Raw genomic sequence first — 15,305 nt, 5'->3', positions numbered from 1 at the left:
ACTTTAATCAGTGGGGGGCTATTCCACTGATTATTAGTTTACGCCAAATCTTTTTATTGACGTTAATAAATGTAAGCGTTATCATTGAGTTGTTAACAATACATACAAAGGGGAGAGAGTGTATGTTAGTTCAAACGATATTTGGCATGGATAAGTCTAAAAAATTAGGGGATTATGTGAACGCATTACAAGCGCTTTGTGAACAATATAATGTTGAAACAGATAAAATTGCAATTGTTGAGGCGAAAGAAGAGTACTATTTATTTTTAGTAAAGCAAGAAGATTGCTACGATGTTGTCAAAGTAGAAACAGTGGATACAAATATCGAATATTATACGAAAGCGTATAAAATAAGCAGTTTTAATCATACTGCTTATCAAAAGTAAAAAACTCCCTTTCGGGAGTTTTTTAGGATGCTTTTACTTCGCGGGAATCGGTTATTAAGGGAACTTTTTTCGCACCGCTTAACTTAGCGATTGTAAAGCCGATAATAGCCCCGGCTAATGCTGGTATTAGCCAGCCAATTCCTTCATTATATAAAGGGATAAATTCAAAATATGGTGTGATAAATGAAACTGAAATACCACCTTGTTTTAATCCGTCAAATACGCTTACGATTGCTGCTCCAATTAAAGCACCTACATAAACAGAGCGATATCCACCGAAATATTTATGAAGTAACGATAGTAGAACGAGTACAATTGCAACTGGATATACAACAAGTAGAATTGGAACAGAGATGGCAATAATTTTCGTTAAACCTAAGTTGGCAACTAATAATCCTAATGCACAAATGATACTCGCGAACATTTTGTATGAAAATTTAGTCAATAATGTTGAGAAATATTGACTACACGCAGATACAAGTCCAACACAAGTTGTTAGACAAGCGAGTGTAACGATTAGAGATAATAGAAGTAAACCGTATGGACCGAATAATTGCTGTACGATAACAGTAAGTAATTGTCCGCCATTTTGTGCATATCCGAGCGAGACGCTAGTTGCACCGAGCCAGCCAAGTGCACCATATACAAGTACGAGACCAGTAGCGGCAATAAGTCCTGCTTTCGCTGTTGCGATGGCAATGGATTTACGATCCTTCACACCTTTAGAGCGAATGGCATTTACAACGATAATTCCAAATGCAAGCGCAGAAATGGTATCCATCGTTAAGTATCCTTCCATAAAGCCTTTGAAGATTGGAGAAGTTTGATACTCTTGCATTGCTGGTCCTGATTGCCCGAGTGGTGTAAATACACTTTTAACAAATAGTAAGAGAATAGAGAGTAATAAAATAGGTGTTAAAATATTTCCGATGCGATCGACAAGTTTAGATGGATTTAAACTAAGCCAAAATACGATAGCGAAGAAGACGACTGTGTATAAAAATAGTGCTAGGTTACTAGAACGAATTGTTTCTGGTAAGAAAGAACTAACACCCATTTCATAAGCGACATTTGCAACGCGTGGAATTCCCATAGAAGGACCGATTGCGATGTATACAACTACAGTAAAGAAAATTCCGAATAATGGGTGAACATGACTTGCGAGTTGTTGCATGCCGTTTCCTGATAAAGAGATTGCAATAACAGTTAATAATGGTAAACCGACTCCTGTTAGTAAAAATCCAATCATTGCCGGCCAAAAGTTTTCACCTGCATTTTGTCCAAGCATGGGAGGGAAAATTAAATTACCTGCCCCAAAAAATAAAGAAAATAGCATAAGACCCGTGAAAAAAATATGTTTTTTTGATACAGTGTTCATTGTTTTTCCTCCTTTTTTAAATTCATTTGTAAGAACACAAAAAACTCGTCCCTAAAGAAAGGGACGAGTTATATTTACCCGCGATACCACCCTAATTTATACATGTAGAAATGAGTCTATATGTATACGGCTTTACAACGTACAACATGATACGTGTTCCTTGTAACGGGGGACAGCCGGTAAGAACTTACTGTAACATTCGGTTCTACTTCTCGGAGATGATTTTCGGTTACGCACTGAACGTTGGCTTTCAGCAAATCGCCAACTCTCTGGGGGACAGTCCTATAACGTACTCGTTCTCGTCAATGAATTTTTATTCAAGTATTCTGACAGTATTGTCACATGTTTTTTTTTGAAAGTCAACATTTTTTTGAAAGATATATTTATATATGGAAATATCGAATGTGATATTCGTTATTGTAAAGGGAATGGTGAATTGTAAAACGGGAGTAAAAATTTGTAGAGAATTGTAAAACTTATAGAGAAAGTTGATATTTATAGGAGTAAAGAAGGTATTGTTTGAATTTACAGAGAATAATACAACAATCCACTTGCTGGAAAGAACAAACCAAAAGAGGTGACTGGAATGCTTGCGATGGGAGTATTATTTGGCATTATTGCTATAATTGGTTTTATGTGGTTATATTATTCGCGTTCGTTTAAACAAGCAGAAGTTTTACTCTTTCAAAAAGGTAGTTTGTTGACAAATCAGTCTAGATATTTAGTATGTCCGAAGTGTGGAAGTGCACAGGCCAGAAGTGGAGGATATCAAGAGTGTTGCAAAATTAGATTATGAAAGAAGGAAGCCTCACATTATGTTGTGAGGCTTCCTTCCTTACAATTTCATGGCGCTCCAAATTGTCCACCGATCTCTTTCGATAATAGGAGAGATGCTTTGTAATGCGGTCTGGACCTGTTGTAGAAGTTGAGAAAGTTCATGATCTGTTAATTCATATAGAATGGATCGACCTGTTCGAGGTGATAAATCTTGTAGCAATGCTTCTACAGAATCATGTATTTTTCGTACTTCCCATTGTGTTTGAGAGGGGAACACGTGAAGAAAATGTTTTTGTAATTCTTGCTGTATCGTGGTGGTTTTTGGCCGCCTTTTTGATTCTATTTCAATGAGTTTTGGAAAGGTAGAGAAAAAATATCCACGAATGTGTTCGGGGCTTCCAGGAATTGTACAATCTTCAATGGTTCGGTCTTGTACAATAAGTACACCGTTTTTCTTTAATATACGAGAAGCTTCACGTAGAAATGTAGGAATGTCTTGTAAATGATGAATCAATGCGCGCGAAATAACAATGTCGAATGTATCATTAGGATATGGGACGCTATGTGCATCACCGTGAATGAATGAAATATTTGGAAAGCCGCTACAATTTTCTTTTGCAGCTTGTAATATTTCTTTTGAAAAATCAAGTCCAATGACATTTTTGGTCCCCATAAGAGCAAGTTCTTTCGTATAAATCCCGCCACCACAGCCGATATCAATTATTTGCTTGTTTTGTACATTTGTAAAACTTTTTATCATTTCTCCCCAAGAAATATGGGCGTTTCGCTGTGCGTATGTGTATTTATTATTTGCATCGTGAAAATTAATGGACATGAAAAAGACCTCCTTTCAATACTTAGTATAGCGTATTTTATAGTGTGTCACGTTTTTGTTTTTTATATGAAGAGTATAAGAATTTCTTATTGTAAAAGGAGGATTAAGTTGAAAAGGAAATATGTATTGTTGTTATTTGCTATGTTACTAGCATCTTGTGGTCAAGTAGAGCAAAAAAAAGAAACAAAAAAAGTGGAAGAGACGGTGAATGAAGTGAAAGAAACGATAGGGGTAACCGTTATACAAAAAAAACATAAAGAGAAAAAGTTACAGGAATCAGAAGCTAAGTTAGTAATAGACATTATAGATAAAGCGGAAAAACAAGAAGTAACAGGTAGTTTTGGTGAACCGGAATATGAAATACAAATTAATAGGGGTGGAAAAAAAGAAACATATTATGCGTGGCTAAGAGGAGAAGACAGAAGAGGATGGATACAATATAAAAAAGCTATGTATATGCTGAATAAAAAAGATACAGAAAAGCTTTTGGCTATATTTCCAAATGTTTCAGAACAAAAAGAAGATGAGATGCAGGTAGGTCCTTTAACGGAAGTAACAAAAAAAGATTTGCAGATTACTGCGTTTCATATTAAAGCAGGCGATCAAAAAGTGAATTATACGGTGCGGTATACGATTTCACAATCACTATACAACAAGTTAGAGAAGGAACAAGAGTATTATTTACAAGTCGTTTTCCCAGAAAAAGTTCAAAAATTAATTGGAGCAAAAGAGAGTGAAAAAATTTCAGGTGAAAAGGTAAAGGAAGGGTATAAACAATATGAATTGCATGCTACTGTTCCGGTAAAAGATGCTTCAGAATCACAATTAAAGTCATTAGAAACATATTATGAAAATTATGATTTGAAAATATTAAATAGCAAAAAAGAAAAAATAGGTATTTTTCAAAATATTATTCAAATTGTTAAAGAGTATGGTGAAAAAATGGATTTACAAAGATAAAATGAAACTTTAATTAGCCCTTACGGATCGGGATGAAGGTAATTAGTAAAGTTTATATGGCCTTTCCTAGGAAATGATAATAGAGAGGGGAAAAACCCCCTCTCTATTACTTTGCTTTTGCAGATGGCTCATTCATTGATTTTCGTGTAATAAGAAAAGAAATCATAAGAGCGGAAAGGATGACAAGGGCAATAAATACGTGATTGGGCAACAAATCTAATAATAATACGTAACTAACGGTATAAAAAATAAGAGTTGAAGCTAAAAACGATAGAGCGCCTATTATGAGAGATTGTAAATTCATTTGCAAACACCTCCTTATATTTATATTTTTGGCTAAAAATGGATTAAATAAACATTATTTCTAACGATAGAAAAAAATATGTCATAATAGAGAAAAGAATAGTTTTGATGAATAAATATGATTCATTAATGAGAGATAAAGGAGAGGAATATGAAAAATAATAAAAAAGGATTATGGGGAATTATTGTTGCAATAGGGCTATTTTTACTTTCTAAGTTAAAGTGGGTATTTGCAATTTTTAAACTAGCAAAGTTTTCAACGGTATTTAGTATGTTTCTATCACTTGGTGCATACGCGGTTATATATGGTTGGAAATTTGGGGTAGCGCTCATTTATTTGTTGTTTATTCATGAAATGGGCCATTTATGGGCTGCGAAAAGAAAAGGTATACCAACATCGCCAGCGATATTTATTCCATTTATGGGCGCTCTTATTGGGATGAAAGAGATGCCGAAAAATGCAAAAGATGAAGCTTACATCGCCTTCATGGGACCTCTTTTCGGATTGTTGTCATTTTTACCTGCGATTCCACTTTATATAATAACGAAAGAGCCATTTTGGGCATTAATTATTTTACTTGGAAGTATGATTAACTTCTTTAACTTGATTCCGGTTTCTCCATTAGATGGTGGACGAATTATCTCAGTTGTAAGTACAAAGATTTGGGGAGCGGGTCTTATTGTATTGCTCGGTTATGCCATTTACTTTAAAAGTATTTTGGGAGGATTTATTTTTATTATCGGCTGTATGGAATTATATAGAGTAATAAAGAGAGAAGAGCCAATTAAGAAATTAGGATATAGAATTGATGGAATGAAAGAATATGTTGCAAGGCTTGAAGAGGAGTTAAAAGAAACAGGTGCGGTGCATCGAAATATATATATGATGCAACATGAAATAAATATATTAAGGCAAAAAGAAAGAGAGAGAGAATTAAAAGTAGGAGAACTTCAAAAGATTGAAGTGTTAGAGCATCTTTTACCAAAGTTTGAGCCGCTTGATTACGTTCCATATGAAGATGAAAAAGAAACGCATACAATTCATATAAGAGAAGCATTTGAAATGTCAGAAAGAAAATTACAGGAGTGGGAGACAGAAAAGAGACAACAGGAAAACTATTATAAAGTTGATATGAAAACGAAATGGACAGTCTTTGCTTGTTATATCGGATTAATGGCTATACTCGGTTACACAGCTTATGAAGGGTACATTGTTTTACAAGAACATTTACCAACGAGAAATGTATAGAAAAATATTGTCGAAATGATAGGAAGAATTTATACAGGAATTATATTTCTACGAGAGAATGTTACAAGTATAGTCATACTTTGTAATATCTTTAGTAGAGAAGGAGTTCTGTATATGAAGAAATTGTTAATTGTATTCGGGATTATTATCGTAATGATCATTGCGAGCTATAGTCTTATGAAATTGCTATTACATTATGCGAATAAGTCTGCTGAGGTAAGTACAATAGCTCAAATAGAAGATGCGCAAGAAGAGACAAAAGTGCTAGATTTTATTCGTATGACGCATGAAAGTTATAATAATTTCTTAAATTACGGTAAAGCAGAGAATTATACAGAAGGGGACTGGAACCAATTTAAACAATGGTTTCAACAACAAGAATCGTCTTTAAAAAATATACATACAGAAATAAAGAATGAAAAAATAAAACGTGATGTAAATAGAAGCTATGAAATTGTAAAAAAAGGTGTGGAACTTCAAAATATTGAGTATGTAGTTTATGCACATCGTGTATACCATGACTTAGATATTATAGTAAATAAATATAGAGGTGAAACGAACATCTGGGGGTATACAGAGTTTGGAGATGGAAAAGATATAAGGGTAATTGAACAAGCTATACAGTCCAAATAATAAGCTAGCTAGAATTCTAGTTGGCTTATTTTCTTTTGTAAGTGCAATGTTCATATATTATTCACAAAAACACCGTGTTAATAGTGATTAAAATCACAATATGTACTATACAATTCAGTTAAACTAAAAACAGTTAAGGAAATAGAGGAGTGGGATACAATGTTAAGTGCAAAAACAATTGAAATCGTAAAGTCAACAGTACCATTATTACAAGAAAAAGGCGTTGAAATTACAACGAGATTTTATCAAATTTTATTTTCGGAACATCCGGAGTTATTAAATATTTTCAACCATACAAATCAGAAAAAGGGAAGACAACAACAAGCGCTAGCGAATGCTGTTTATGCAGCTGCAACGTATATTGATAATTTAGAAGCTATTATTCCGGTTGTAAAACAAATTGGTCATAAGCATAGAAGTTTAGGTATTAAAGCAGAGCATTACCCGATTGTAGGTACATGTTTACTACGTGCAATTAAAGAGGTTGCAGGTGCACCTGATGAAGTTTTAAACGCATGGGGAGAAGCTTATGGTGTCATTGCTGATGCATTCATTAGCATTGAAGCAGAGATGTATGAAGAAGCGGCACATAAAGAAGGTGGATGGAAAGATTTCCGTAACTTTGTGGTTGTTAAAAAAGTGAAGGAAAGCGACGTTATTACATCATTTTATTTAAAACCTGAAGATGGAGGGCAAGTTTCTTCATTCATCCCAGGACAATATGTAACGATTCAAATAAATATAGAAGGTGAAACGTATACACATAATCGTCAATATAGTTTATCAGATGCTCCTGGAAAAGAATATTATCGTATTAGTGTAAAGAAAGAAAAAGGTGTAGATACACCGGACGGTAAAGTATCTAACTACTTACACGATCATGTAGAAGAAGGGGATATGTTACCAGTAAGTGCACCAGCAGGAGATTTCGTATTAAATATGGATTCAACATTACCAGTTGTGCTAATTAGTGGTGGAGTAGGTATTACACCAATGATGAGTATGCTAAATACGTTAATTGAACAAAACTCAAAACGTAATGTATGTTTTGTTCATGCAGCGATAAATAGTAATACACATGCAATGAAAGAACACGTTGAGGCAGTAGATAATGAATACGAACAAGTTAAAGCATACACTTGCTATTCTGCACCAACTGAAAAAGATTTGGAAATGAAGAACTTTGATAAAGAAGGTTTCATTGAAGCTGAATGGTTACAAACTATTATTCCGACAACTGAAGCAGAATTTTATTTCTGTGGTCCTGTACCATTTATGAAGCATATAAATGCTGCACTAACTAATTTAGGTGTGGAACAAGAGCATATTCATTATGAATTTTTCGGTCCAGCAGCAAGCTTACAATAGATGAAGTTTGAAATAAGTAAAAAACGAGGTATTATTTTACCTCGTTTTTTATTTGTTCTCGTAACAGCCGATTTACCGTTTCACGGCGTATACCTATGAGTTGACCGATTTCAGTTTGTGTTAATATTTCATATATAGGAATGTCACCTAAATATAGTGTGAACCATTCTTGTAAACGATGTAGACGTTCTTTCGGAGAGACGGTTGTCAATTGATCGATACGCTGTTGCATCATTCTTAATTTTGATTGTAGTTGCATAGCAATATTTGCATATGATGCAGGATTTGCCTGAAGTTGATCGTACCATTCATTACTAATTATAGGTTCAACTTCTGTTTTCATTAAAGTGATTGCTGTACCGTGATATTCCTTCGGTGAAATTAAAGAATGGTGAGGTATCGTTTCACCTGGAACGATAATGTTGAATAGAAATGGTGTTCCATCTTCTTCTATCCGTACTACTTTTAATAAACCTGTTTTTATAAAATATAAAGGACCGTCCTCGCCTTGACGGAATAGTACATCTCCTTTGTGTAGAATCAATGTTAGCCCCCCATTTAAACATTTCTATTTCTTCTATTTTAGCGTATATGTATAAAGACAATATGCTTTTAAATAGCAATTTCATTGACGAAATATATGCTATTACAGTAGTATACTATTTAGTGTGTAATAGTACTAGCAATGAATACGCTGTAGGGGGTTTAGTATATTGTTAGATGCGATAAAAATGACGGATATGAGAATTCCGGCGAATGCTATCATTCATGTAGAAGAGATGAAAGGTGGAGTCGTGTTATCCGTTGAAGTAGACGGCCAAATTATTTATACGATGGCTTATGATGAAGAAACAGATAGTTATGCTGAATTATATGATCGAAACGATAAGAGGGCGTGCCAAGTACATGAGGATTTTATGGGATGGTCACTTCTTCACTAAAAAAGATGTCAATATGACATCTTTTTTTATTAAAACGATAGAATATACAAAGAAATGAAATATAAGGATAAAATTTGTAATAAATGATTTTGCATTGTTAGCACTTTGTAACTGCAAGTGAATTATTTTTTCGCTATCATAAAGATAACAGTCGCAGTTATAGGAGTGGTCAACTTGAAGAAAGTACATATTTCCAATTATATGTTATTATGTGTTTGTTTAATTTTATTTGTTCTCTTAGGAGGATTTTTATATTCATGTGTATAAGAAAAACGCATTCTAAAAAGAACGCGTTATAAAAAAGAAGTAATGATTAATCTAGTTCCGAGAATAATTAATGTGATACGTAATAAATTAATTACGGCATTACCACTTAATTTTGTATTAATATAAGCCCCGATTTTCCCGCCAATCCATGCACCAGGAATAAGAATTAATGCGTAAACCCAGCTGACATTTCCAAGGGAGATGTGAGTTGCAGAACTTACAATTGCTGATAAAAATACGATAAACATCGAAGTTGCTACAGCAATATGTGCTGGGAATGCAAAAAGTAGCATCATTGCTGGAACAAGTAAGGCACCGCCGCCAATTCCAAATAATCCAGATATAAAACCAACTATAAAGGCGATAAAGATTGCGAGAAGCGGTGGAAATTGATAGTGTACAGTGTTTCCTTCGTTATCTGTAAAAGAACGCTTAATTACCGTCATATTTGATAAAGAAAGGGGGTTTAATTTGTCTCGTAACATAAGAAGAATGGAGACAAAAATAAGGAAAATCCCAAAATATAAAGAAAATGTATCTTGGTTTAAAAATTTGTTTGCCCACGAGCCGATGATACCACCAGGGCCACTCCCGATAAATAAAATAAGTCCACTTTTGTAATCTACTCGTTTATGCTTCATATAAGTAAGGGTGGAAGATAGTCCTGTAAAAACGACTGTTACCATTGAAGTTCCTACTGCAAGTTGTGGTGATAGACTGTGTAATCCGATTAATAACGGAACAATAATAATTCCGCCACCAAGCCCGACTAGACTCCCGACTGTCCCGGCGATTAACCCGATGAAAAGTAACATGATGTATTCCAAAATTGCCAACTCCTCTATATAACTTATCCACCAATTATTATACACGCTTTTTAATAAGAAAAAGGTTTGTTCACAAAAAAGTCGTCTTCCTAGAAAAATAAGGAAGACGACTTTTAATTAAAAGATTAAGTGTAATAAAGCGAAAAATAATGCAGCTAACGAAGCTGAAATAGGAAGTGTAATAACCCATGTAATTAACATGCGTTTTGCAGTTCCCCATTTTACACCTTTCACACGATGTGAAGCACCAACCCCTAAAATAGAAGAAGAGATAACGTGCGTTGTACTAACCGGTAAGTGAATGAATGTTGCGCCGAAAATAACAAGTGATGATGATAAATCAGCAGCTACACCATTTACAGGACGAATTTTCATAATTTGTCCACCGACAGTTTTAATAATTTTCCATCCGCCAACAGAAGTACCAAGACCCATTGCGATTGCACAACATAATTGTACCCAGAACGGGATGTCGTCAGAAGTATGATAGTTATTGGCCATAAGAGCCATCGTAATGATTCCCATTGCTTTTTGTGCATCATTCGTACCATGTGTATAAGCTTGTAATGCTGCAGTGAAAATTTGGAATAAACGGAAGTTTTTGTTCGTTTTCGTTAAATTAAAGTTTTTAAAGACCACTTTAAAAATACTGTATACGATATAACCAATAACAAAAGCGATAATCGGTGAAATGATTAAAGCTTCAAGAATTTTTATGAACCCTTTAAGATTTAATGAGCTAATACCGGCAGCAGCGATAGCTGCACCTGCGATTGAGCCGATAATTGCATGCGAAGAACTACTTGGAATACCGTAGTACCAAGTAATTAAATTCCAAGCTATTGCCGCAAGCAAAGCAGCTAAAATTACAAGAGAACCATTTTGCAAGGCAAATGGATCAACGATATCTTTTGTAATCGTTTTTGCTACACCTGTAAATGTCATCGCACCTAAAAAGTTCATAATAGCTGCCATAATAATTGCATGTCTAGGCTTTAGAGCTTTCGTTGAAACAGCCGTTGCAATAGCGTTTGCTGTATCGTGAAATCCATTGATAAAGTCAAAAGCTAAAGCGCAAATGACTACTAAAACGGTCAGTATCAAGAGTGTATCCATGATCAAACTCCTTACGCGTTCTTCATAATAATTGTTTCTAATACGTTTGCAACGCTTTGGCAGCTATCCGCTACTTCTTCAAGCTCTTCGTAAATCTCTTTGTATTGAATAATCTTAATCGGATCTTTCTCACGAGAGAATAAGTGCTTAATTGCATGACGGCGAATATCATCACATTGTGATTCGTAATCCTTAATCTTAATCGCGTTCGTACGAATGTCGACTAACTTCTTTTTAGACAGTAGTTCAACAGAATTTGCAATCTCAATCGCACATTGATTAATTGCTTCAACGAATTTAATCATGTATTCATCAGCTTCTGTAATAGAATACATTTCGAATAGACCAGCACTATGATCTAATCCGTCTAATACATCATCCATACTCATTGCAAGTTGTAGGATGTCCTCACGTTCAATTGGAGTAATAAACGCTTTGTTTAGCTCCATAATGATTTCGTGAATAAATGAGTCACCTTTTGACTCATACTCTTTCATGCGCATAGAAAACTCTTTTAAATCGCTAGCATTTTTAATTTTATACTCCACGAAAAACTGCGCGCCTTCTTTTAAATTTTCTGAAACATTCATTAACATTTCAGAAAATTTATCTTTTTTTGATTTAAATACCATTATTAGTTACCCCCACAAAAGTAATATATGTAAAATATATTGGCTAATCAATTCTAACAAAAAACTGTCGTTTTTTAAAACATTTTATCGAAAAGTTTACAAAAACTTAACATAACTCTCATTGTTGTATTAATAATATTAATAATCAATAATGAATATCTTACTTGTAGAATGTCCTTTTCTTGCAAAAAGTATGAATGTGAAAGAAAAGCTTTACACTATAGGAACGACTACGTTATTATAATAAATTTAAAAGGAGGTATATTCTTCCTTTTGAAAAGAAGAGTGTAAACAAACGAAGGAAGTGAACGAATGAAATTGAAGAACACTCACTTAAAAAAAATGCAGGAGTGGTTCAACAAGAGGAAGAAATTTCGTAATTCATTAATTGTATTAGGGAGTTTACTCGCTACTCTATTTATTGCTATAAATATAATAATTTCTATTCAAGACATATCTGAATTAAAACAAGCTGTTCCGCAACCGACCTTAATTTATGATGCAAATAATGAAGTTGCGACTAAATTAGCTTCTTCTAAAACAGAAGGTGTTAAAAGGAAAGATATTCCTGACATTATGGTTCAGGCAATTGTTGCAGTAGAAGATAAGGAGTTTTTTAACCATCACGGTATTTACTATAGTGGAATTATAAGTGCAGTTTTTAAAAATATTACAGCAGGAGAAGTTGTAGCAGGAGGAAGTACAATTACACAACAACTTGCGAAAAATGTATTTCTGACACAAGACCGCACATACTCTCGAAAAATAAAGGAATATTTTTTAACAAAAAAAATAGAGCGTACGTATACGAAAGATGAAATTATTGAAATGTATATGAACCAAATTTATTTTGGTGAAGGTGCTTGGGGTATAAAAAGGGCAGCTAAATCTTATTTTGATAAAGATGTAAAAGATTTAACGGTTTCAGAGGCTGCAACGATTGCTGGCTTGATTAAAGCACCGTCTGCGTATTCACCATATAAAAACTTTAATAAGTCAATCGAACGACGTAATGTTGTATTAAGTTTAATGAAAGAGCAAGGATATATTTCTGACGAACAGTATAATAAAGAAAAAGAGAGCGGTCTTGTGTTAAAACGTGGTGTGGATGATAAATACAAGGGGAAATACTCTCAATATGTAGATTATATTGTTAGGGAAGCTATGGACAAGTACGAATTAACACAAAATGAAATTTTAGCAGGTGGTTATCGTATTTACACAGAGCTTGATCCGAAAAAACAACAGGCTGTAGAAGACGTTGTGAATAATGAGAGTTATTTCAAAGATAATGGCTCAGACCAGCTTATGCAAACGGGTGTAGTTCTTATGAATCCAAAAACAGGTGGTGTACCAGCTTTAGTTGGAGGTAGAGGACCGTATCAGTTTTTACAGTTTAACCATGCAACCCAATTAAAAAGACAACCTGGCTCAACGTTAAAGCCTCTGGCTGTATATGTACCAGCTTTAGAGCAAGGGTATGAAGTATACGATATATTAAAAGATGAACCATTTAATATTAAAGAATATAAACCGCAAAATAGTGATCACACTTTTCACGGTGATGTGACAATGTATGAAGCCGTGGCAAAGTCGTACAATGTTTCGGCTGTTTGGCTATTGGAACAAATTGGATTGGATAAAGGATTGAAATCTTTAGAGCGATTTAGTATTCCATTAGTGCCAGAAGATCGTACGTATCCAATTGCTTTAGGCGGGATGCATGTTGGGACCTCTCCATTTGTAATGGCTCAAGCATACAGTACATTTGCAAATGATGGTGTCCAAGTGGAAGCTCATGCGATTAGAGAGATACAAAATGCTGAAGGTGAAACAATTGGAAAGTGGTATAAGAAAGAGACACGAGTGACGAGCGAGAAAATTGCTCAAAAGATGACATATTTATTAAAAGGTGTTGTCGAAAAGGGAACGGGCGAAAAGGCGAAAGTTAATAATGTTGATACGGCTGGTAAGACAGGAACTACTCAAATTGTAAATGGACCAAGCACCGGTGCAAAGGATTCATGGTTTGTTGGATACACACCAGATTTAGTAGGTGCGATTTGGGTAGGGTTTGATAAAACAGATAGCGATCATTATGTTCCAGGGGGGAGTCAAATTACGACGACAATGTTCCGGGATATTATGAAAAAAGCGAATGCCAATCCAGCTCAAAAAGCATTCCAGTTATCGCTCATATCTGAGGCTGATTATAAAAAACAATTGAATACAATAGAAGAGGAAAAACGAAGAAAAGAAGAAGAGAAGAGAAGAAAAGAAGAGGAACAGCAAAGAAAAGAAGAGCAACAAGAGTGGATTGATAAAGTGAAAGAATGGATTCCTTCATTTTGGTAAAAGAAAGAGGCGAATAACGAAATTCGCCTCTTTTTCGTATGAGAAATTAAGTGAACTTTTAATCGGTGGGAGGAGCTGTATCTATCTCTACGAGTTGTTAGCCCATATCAATTGGGATAAATAGTATTACTCGTTAAGTGTAACATTTGTACTGCCAAAGGATTGAGAATCGTATGTGACGATTATTTTTCCTTTACTAATAGGCTCGTAAAGTAATTCTTCTTCGTAATTACCATTGTTTTCATTGTGGATAGAAAGTGTGATTTCATCGATTTTTTTATTTGTATACTGATCTTTAATCGTTTCAGCAATTTGAAGTAACGCTTCGGAACTAGAAGCTTTCGTAATAAGCATTCCTTTTATAACCTTTTTTTCATTCTTTGTGGTATTGGAATAAGGGATGTTGCTTTGTTTTGTATACAAAAGTTTGTATGGAACAGTTTTTCTCTCTGCTTTTGATATAGTGGAATATTTTAGAGTTAAAAAAAATCCTACACATAAAATAATGCATACCATAAGAGAAAACCAAATGCGTATTAGTGACATAACTCTCATTTTCATCCCTCTTTCATATCTTTGACTTCACTATTTATCATACAAAATGAGGATTAAGATAGAGTAAATTTGAGGTAAAGAAACGTAAAGAAGGAGCACTTATCCTCCCAAATAAGTGCTCCTTTCTATATAAAGAGAGATTTAATGCACGGTTAAACGATACATATTATTATAAATATACTTATTGATTGAAAATTAGTAAATTCGGAATACGGATAGTGTTGCAGTTGTATCGCCTGTGTTAGGAATAGAAATAGTGTTTGCTGTAGGCTGTACAGCAATCGTTGTACCAGCTTGTAAAGTAACGATTGTAGAGAAAGAAACAGCACTACCGATAACGTTAGTTGAGAAGTTACGATTAGGTGGTTGGCCATTGAATGAAATACCGAATCCGAATGGTGAAGATCCTGGGAAAGTTGTAGACGCTGAGAAACTAATATCATATACGCCTGTTTCTAAAATTGTTAAAGTATCTGAAGTATCGTTGAAAGAGATATTAGTTAATTCAAAAACTTGATTGAATTGGATGTTTGTTCCAGGGGATATAGTTTGTGGATTTGAGTTTCCGATAGCTGCGATAGTTACAGGAATTGGAGTACCCGCTGCACCTGTTGCGCCAGTAGCACCAGTAGCACCTTGAGCACCAGTAGCACCTTGAGCGCCAGCTGGACCTTGAGCACCAGTAGCGCCTGTAGCGCCAGCTGGACCTTGAGCACCAGTAGC

General features: G+C 34.5%; 17 protein-coding genes and 1 other annotated feature. Of the genes, 8 read left to right on the top strand and 9 right to left on the bottom strand.

Annotated features, from left to right (window positions below; translation table 11 throughout):
- The first annotated feature begins 47 nt into the window (after positions 1-47).
- A complete protein-coding gene (locus tag DN389_RS01420; RefSeq protein WP_142306178.1) occupies positions 48-386 on the top strand; it encodes a DUF3922 domain-containing protein in 339 nt (112 codons plus the stop codon).
- Between the two features lie 22 nt (positions 387-408).
- On the opposite strand, the gene brnQ3 is transcribed toward DN389_RS01420, so the two are convergent.
- Positions 409-1,764, bottom strand: a complete 1,356-nt coding sequence (brnQ3, locus tag DN389_RS01415; RefSeq protein ID WP_098189724.1) for a branched-chain amino acid transport system II carrier protein BrnQ3 — start codon at positions 1,762-1,764, stop codon at positions 409-411.
- A gap of 56 nt (positions 1,765-1,820) precedes the next feature.
- Positions 1,821-2,079 (bottom strand) — a binding site (T-box leader).
- Positions 2,080-2,350: 271 nt separating this feature from the next.
- Between brnQ3 and DN389_RS01410 the strand changes: the two genes are divergently transcribed.
- The gene (locus tag DN389_RS01410) at positions 2,351-2,560 is read left to right on the top strand and encodes a hypothetical protein (protein WP_000880630.1); all 210 of its coding nucleotides are present in this window, start codon (positions 2,351-2,353) and stop codon (positions 2,558-2,560) included.
- Between the two features lie 39 nt (positions 2,561-2,599).
- On the opposite strand, the gene DN389_RS01405 is transcribed toward DN389_RS01410, so the two are convergent.
- Positions 2,600-3,376: a class I SAM-dependent methyltransferase gene (locus tag DN389_RS01405; protein WP_149236757.1), complete on the bottom strand. Its 777-nt coding sequence runs from the start codon at positions 3,374-3,376 to the stop codon at positions 2,600-2,602.
- Between the two features lie 108 nt (positions 3,377-3,484).
- On the opposite strand from DN389_RS01405, the gene DN389_RS01400 reads away from it, so the two are divergent.
- A complete protein-coding gene (locus tag DN389_RS01400) occupies positions 3,485-4,336 on the top strand; it encodes a YhfM domain-containing protein (RefSeq protein WP_097857400.1) in 852 nt (283 codons plus the stop codon).
- A gap of 106 nt (positions 4,337-4,442) precedes the next feature.
- On the opposite strand, the gene DN389_RS01395 is transcribed toward DN389_RS01400, so the two are convergent.
- The gene (locus tag DN389_RS01395) at positions 4,443-4,640 is read right to left on the bottom strand and encodes a hypothetical protein (RefSeq protein ID WP_001053356.1); all 198 of its coding nucleotides are present in this window, start codon (positions 4,638-4,640) and stop codon (positions 4,443-4,445) included.
- Positions 4,641-4,790: 150 nt separating this feature from the next.
- Between DN389_RS01395 and DN389_RS01390 the strand changes: the two genes are divergently transcribed.
- From DN389_RS01390 to hmpA, 3 genes are all read left to right on the top strand, one after another.
- The gene (locus tag DN389_RS01390; protein WP_088121725.1) at positions 4,791-5,888 is read left to right on the top strand and encodes a site-2 protease family protein; all 1,098 of its coding nucleotides are present in this window, start codon (positions 4,791-4,793) and stop codon (positions 5,886-5,888) included.
- 114 nt (positions 5,889-6,002) lie between these two features.
- Positions 6,003-6,521, top strand: coding sequence for a hypothetical protein (locus tag DN389_RS01385; RefSeq protein ID WP_098189726.1), 519 nt, complete (start codon positions 6,003-6,005; stop codon positions 6,519-6,521).
- Between the two features lie 159 nt (positions 6,522-6,680).
- Positions 6,681-7,889 carry an NO-inducible flavohemoprotein gene (gene hmpA / locus DN389_RS01380; protein ID WP_046955239.1) on the top strand — a complete coding sequence of 403 codons (1,209 nt, stop codon included), beginning with the start codon at positions 6,681-6,683 and terminating at the stop codon, positions 7,887-7,889.
- 31 nt (positions 7,890-7,920) lie between these two features.
- On the opposite strand, the gene DN389_RS01375 is transcribed toward hmpA, so the two are convergent.
- Positions 7,921-8,433: a Crp/Fnr family transcriptional regulator gene (locus tag DN389_RS01375; protein ID WP_098802272.1), complete on the bottom strand. Its 513-nt coding sequence runs from the start codon at positions 8,431-8,433 to the stop codon at positions 7,921-7,923.
- A gap of 169 nt (positions 8,434-8,602) precedes the next feature.
- Between DN389_RS01375 and DN389_RS01370 the strand changes: the two genes are divergently transcribed.
- Positions 8,603-8,830 (top strand): hypothetical protein, encoded by a 228-nt coding sequence (locus tag DN389_RS01370; RefSeq protein WP_000882907.1) that lies wholly within the window; start codon positions 8,603-8,605, stop codon positions 8,828-8,830.
- A gap of 293 nt (positions 8,831-9,123) precedes the next feature.
- Here the strand turns inward: DN389_RS01370 and DN389_RS01365 are convergent, their stop codons facing one another.
- The 3 genes from DN389_RS01365 to DN389_RS01355 form a co-directional block, all read right to left on the bottom strand.
- Positions 9,124-9,924: a sulfite exporter TauE/SafE family protein gene (locus tag DN389_RS01365; RefSeq protein ID WP_000455764.1), complete on the bottom strand. Its 801-nt coding sequence runs from the start codon at positions 9,922-9,924 to the stop codon at positions 9,124-9,126.
- A 117-nt stretch (positions 9,925-10,041) separates the two neighbouring features.
- Entirely contained in the window at positions 10,042-11,040 is a 999-nt protein-coding gene (locus DN389_RS01360) for an inorganic phosphate transporter (protein WP_000380278.1), read from the bottom strand.
- A gap of 11 nt (positions 11,041-11,051) precedes the next feature.
- Positions 11,052-11,672: a DUF47 domain-containing protein gene (locus DN389_RS01355; RefSeq protein ID WP_000231446.1), complete on the bottom strand. Its 621-nt coding sequence runs from the start codon at positions 11,670-11,672 to the stop codon at positions 11,052-11,054.
- 312 nt (positions 11,673-11,984) lie between these two features.
- Here DN389_RS01355 and DN389_RS01350 point away from each other — a divergent pair, with 312 nt between their 5' ends.
- Positions 11,985-14,027 (top strand): transglycosylase domain-containing protein, encoded by a 2,043-nt coding sequence (locus tag DN389_RS01350; RefSeq protein ID WP_088083029.1) that lies wholly within the window; start codon positions 11,985-11,987, stop codon positions 14,025-14,027.
- A gap of 126 nt (positions 14,028-14,153) precedes the next feature.
- On the opposite strand, the gene DN389_RS01345 is transcribed toward DN389_RS01350, so the two are convergent.
- Positions 14,154-14,582, bottom strand: coding sequence for a hypothetical protein (locus DN389_RS01345; protein WP_001265573.1), 429 nt, complete (start codon positions 14,580-14,582; stop codon positions 14,154-14,156).
- Positions 14,583-14,777: 195 nt separating this feature from the next.
- A partial coding sequence (locus tag DN389_RS01340) for a Gly-Xaa-Xaa repeat protein (RefSeq protein WP_149236756.1) occupies positions 14,778-15,305 on the bottom strand: 528 nt, incomplete at its 5' end.

The sequence above is a fragment of the Bacillus sp. AY3-1 genome (assembly GCF_008368785.1).
Lineage (GTDB): Bacteria > Bacillota > Bacilli > Bacillales > Bacillaceae_G > Bacillus_A > Bacillus_A wiedmannii.
Note: the sequence above shows the minus strand (reverse complement) of the source record. Positions and strands in the feature narration are given on the sequence as shown.

Coding starts and splice junctions, on each gene's coding strand:
- brnQ3 (WP_098189724.1), bottom strand. CDS start 1,764: ATGAACACTGTATCAAAAAAACATATTTTTTTCACGGGTCTTATGCTA.
- DN389_RS01410 (WP_000880630.1), top strand. CDS start 2,351: ATGCTTGCGATGGGAGTATTATTTGGCATTATTGCTATAATTGGTTTT.
- DN389_RS01405 (WP_149236757.1), bottom strand. CDS start 3,376: ATGTCCATTAATTTTCACGATGCAAATAATAAATACACATACGCACAG.
- DN389_RS01395 (WP_001053356.1), bottom strand. CDS start 4,640: ATGAATTTACAATCTCTCATAATAGGCGCTCTATCGTTTTTAGCTTCA.
- DN389_RS01390 (WP_088121725.1), top strand. CDS start 4,791: ATGAAAAATAATAAAAAAGGATTATGGGGAATTATTGTTGCAATAGGG.
- DN389_RS01385 (WP_098189726.1), top strand. CDS start 6,003: ATGAAGAAATTGTTAATTGTATTCGGGATTATTATCGTAATGATCATT.
- hmpA (WP_046955239.1), top strand. CDS start 6,681: ATGTTAAGTGCAAAAACAATTGAAATCGTAAAGTCAACAGTACCATTA.
- DN389_RS01360 (WP_000380278.1), bottom strand. CDS start 11,040: ATGGATACACTCTTGATACTGACCGTTTTAGTAGTCATTTGCGCTTTA.
- DN389_RS01355 (WP_000231446.1), bottom strand. CDS start 11,672: ATGGTATTTAAATCAAAAAAAGATAAATTTTCTGAAATGTTAATGAAT.
- DN389_RS01350 (WP_088083029.1), top strand. CDS start 11,985: ATGAAATTGAAGAACACTCACTTAAAAAAAATGCAGGAGTGGTTCAAC.
- DN389_RS01345 (WP_001265573.1), bottom strand. CDS start 14,582: ATGAGAGTTATGTCACTAATACGCATTTGGTTTTCTCTTATGGTATGC.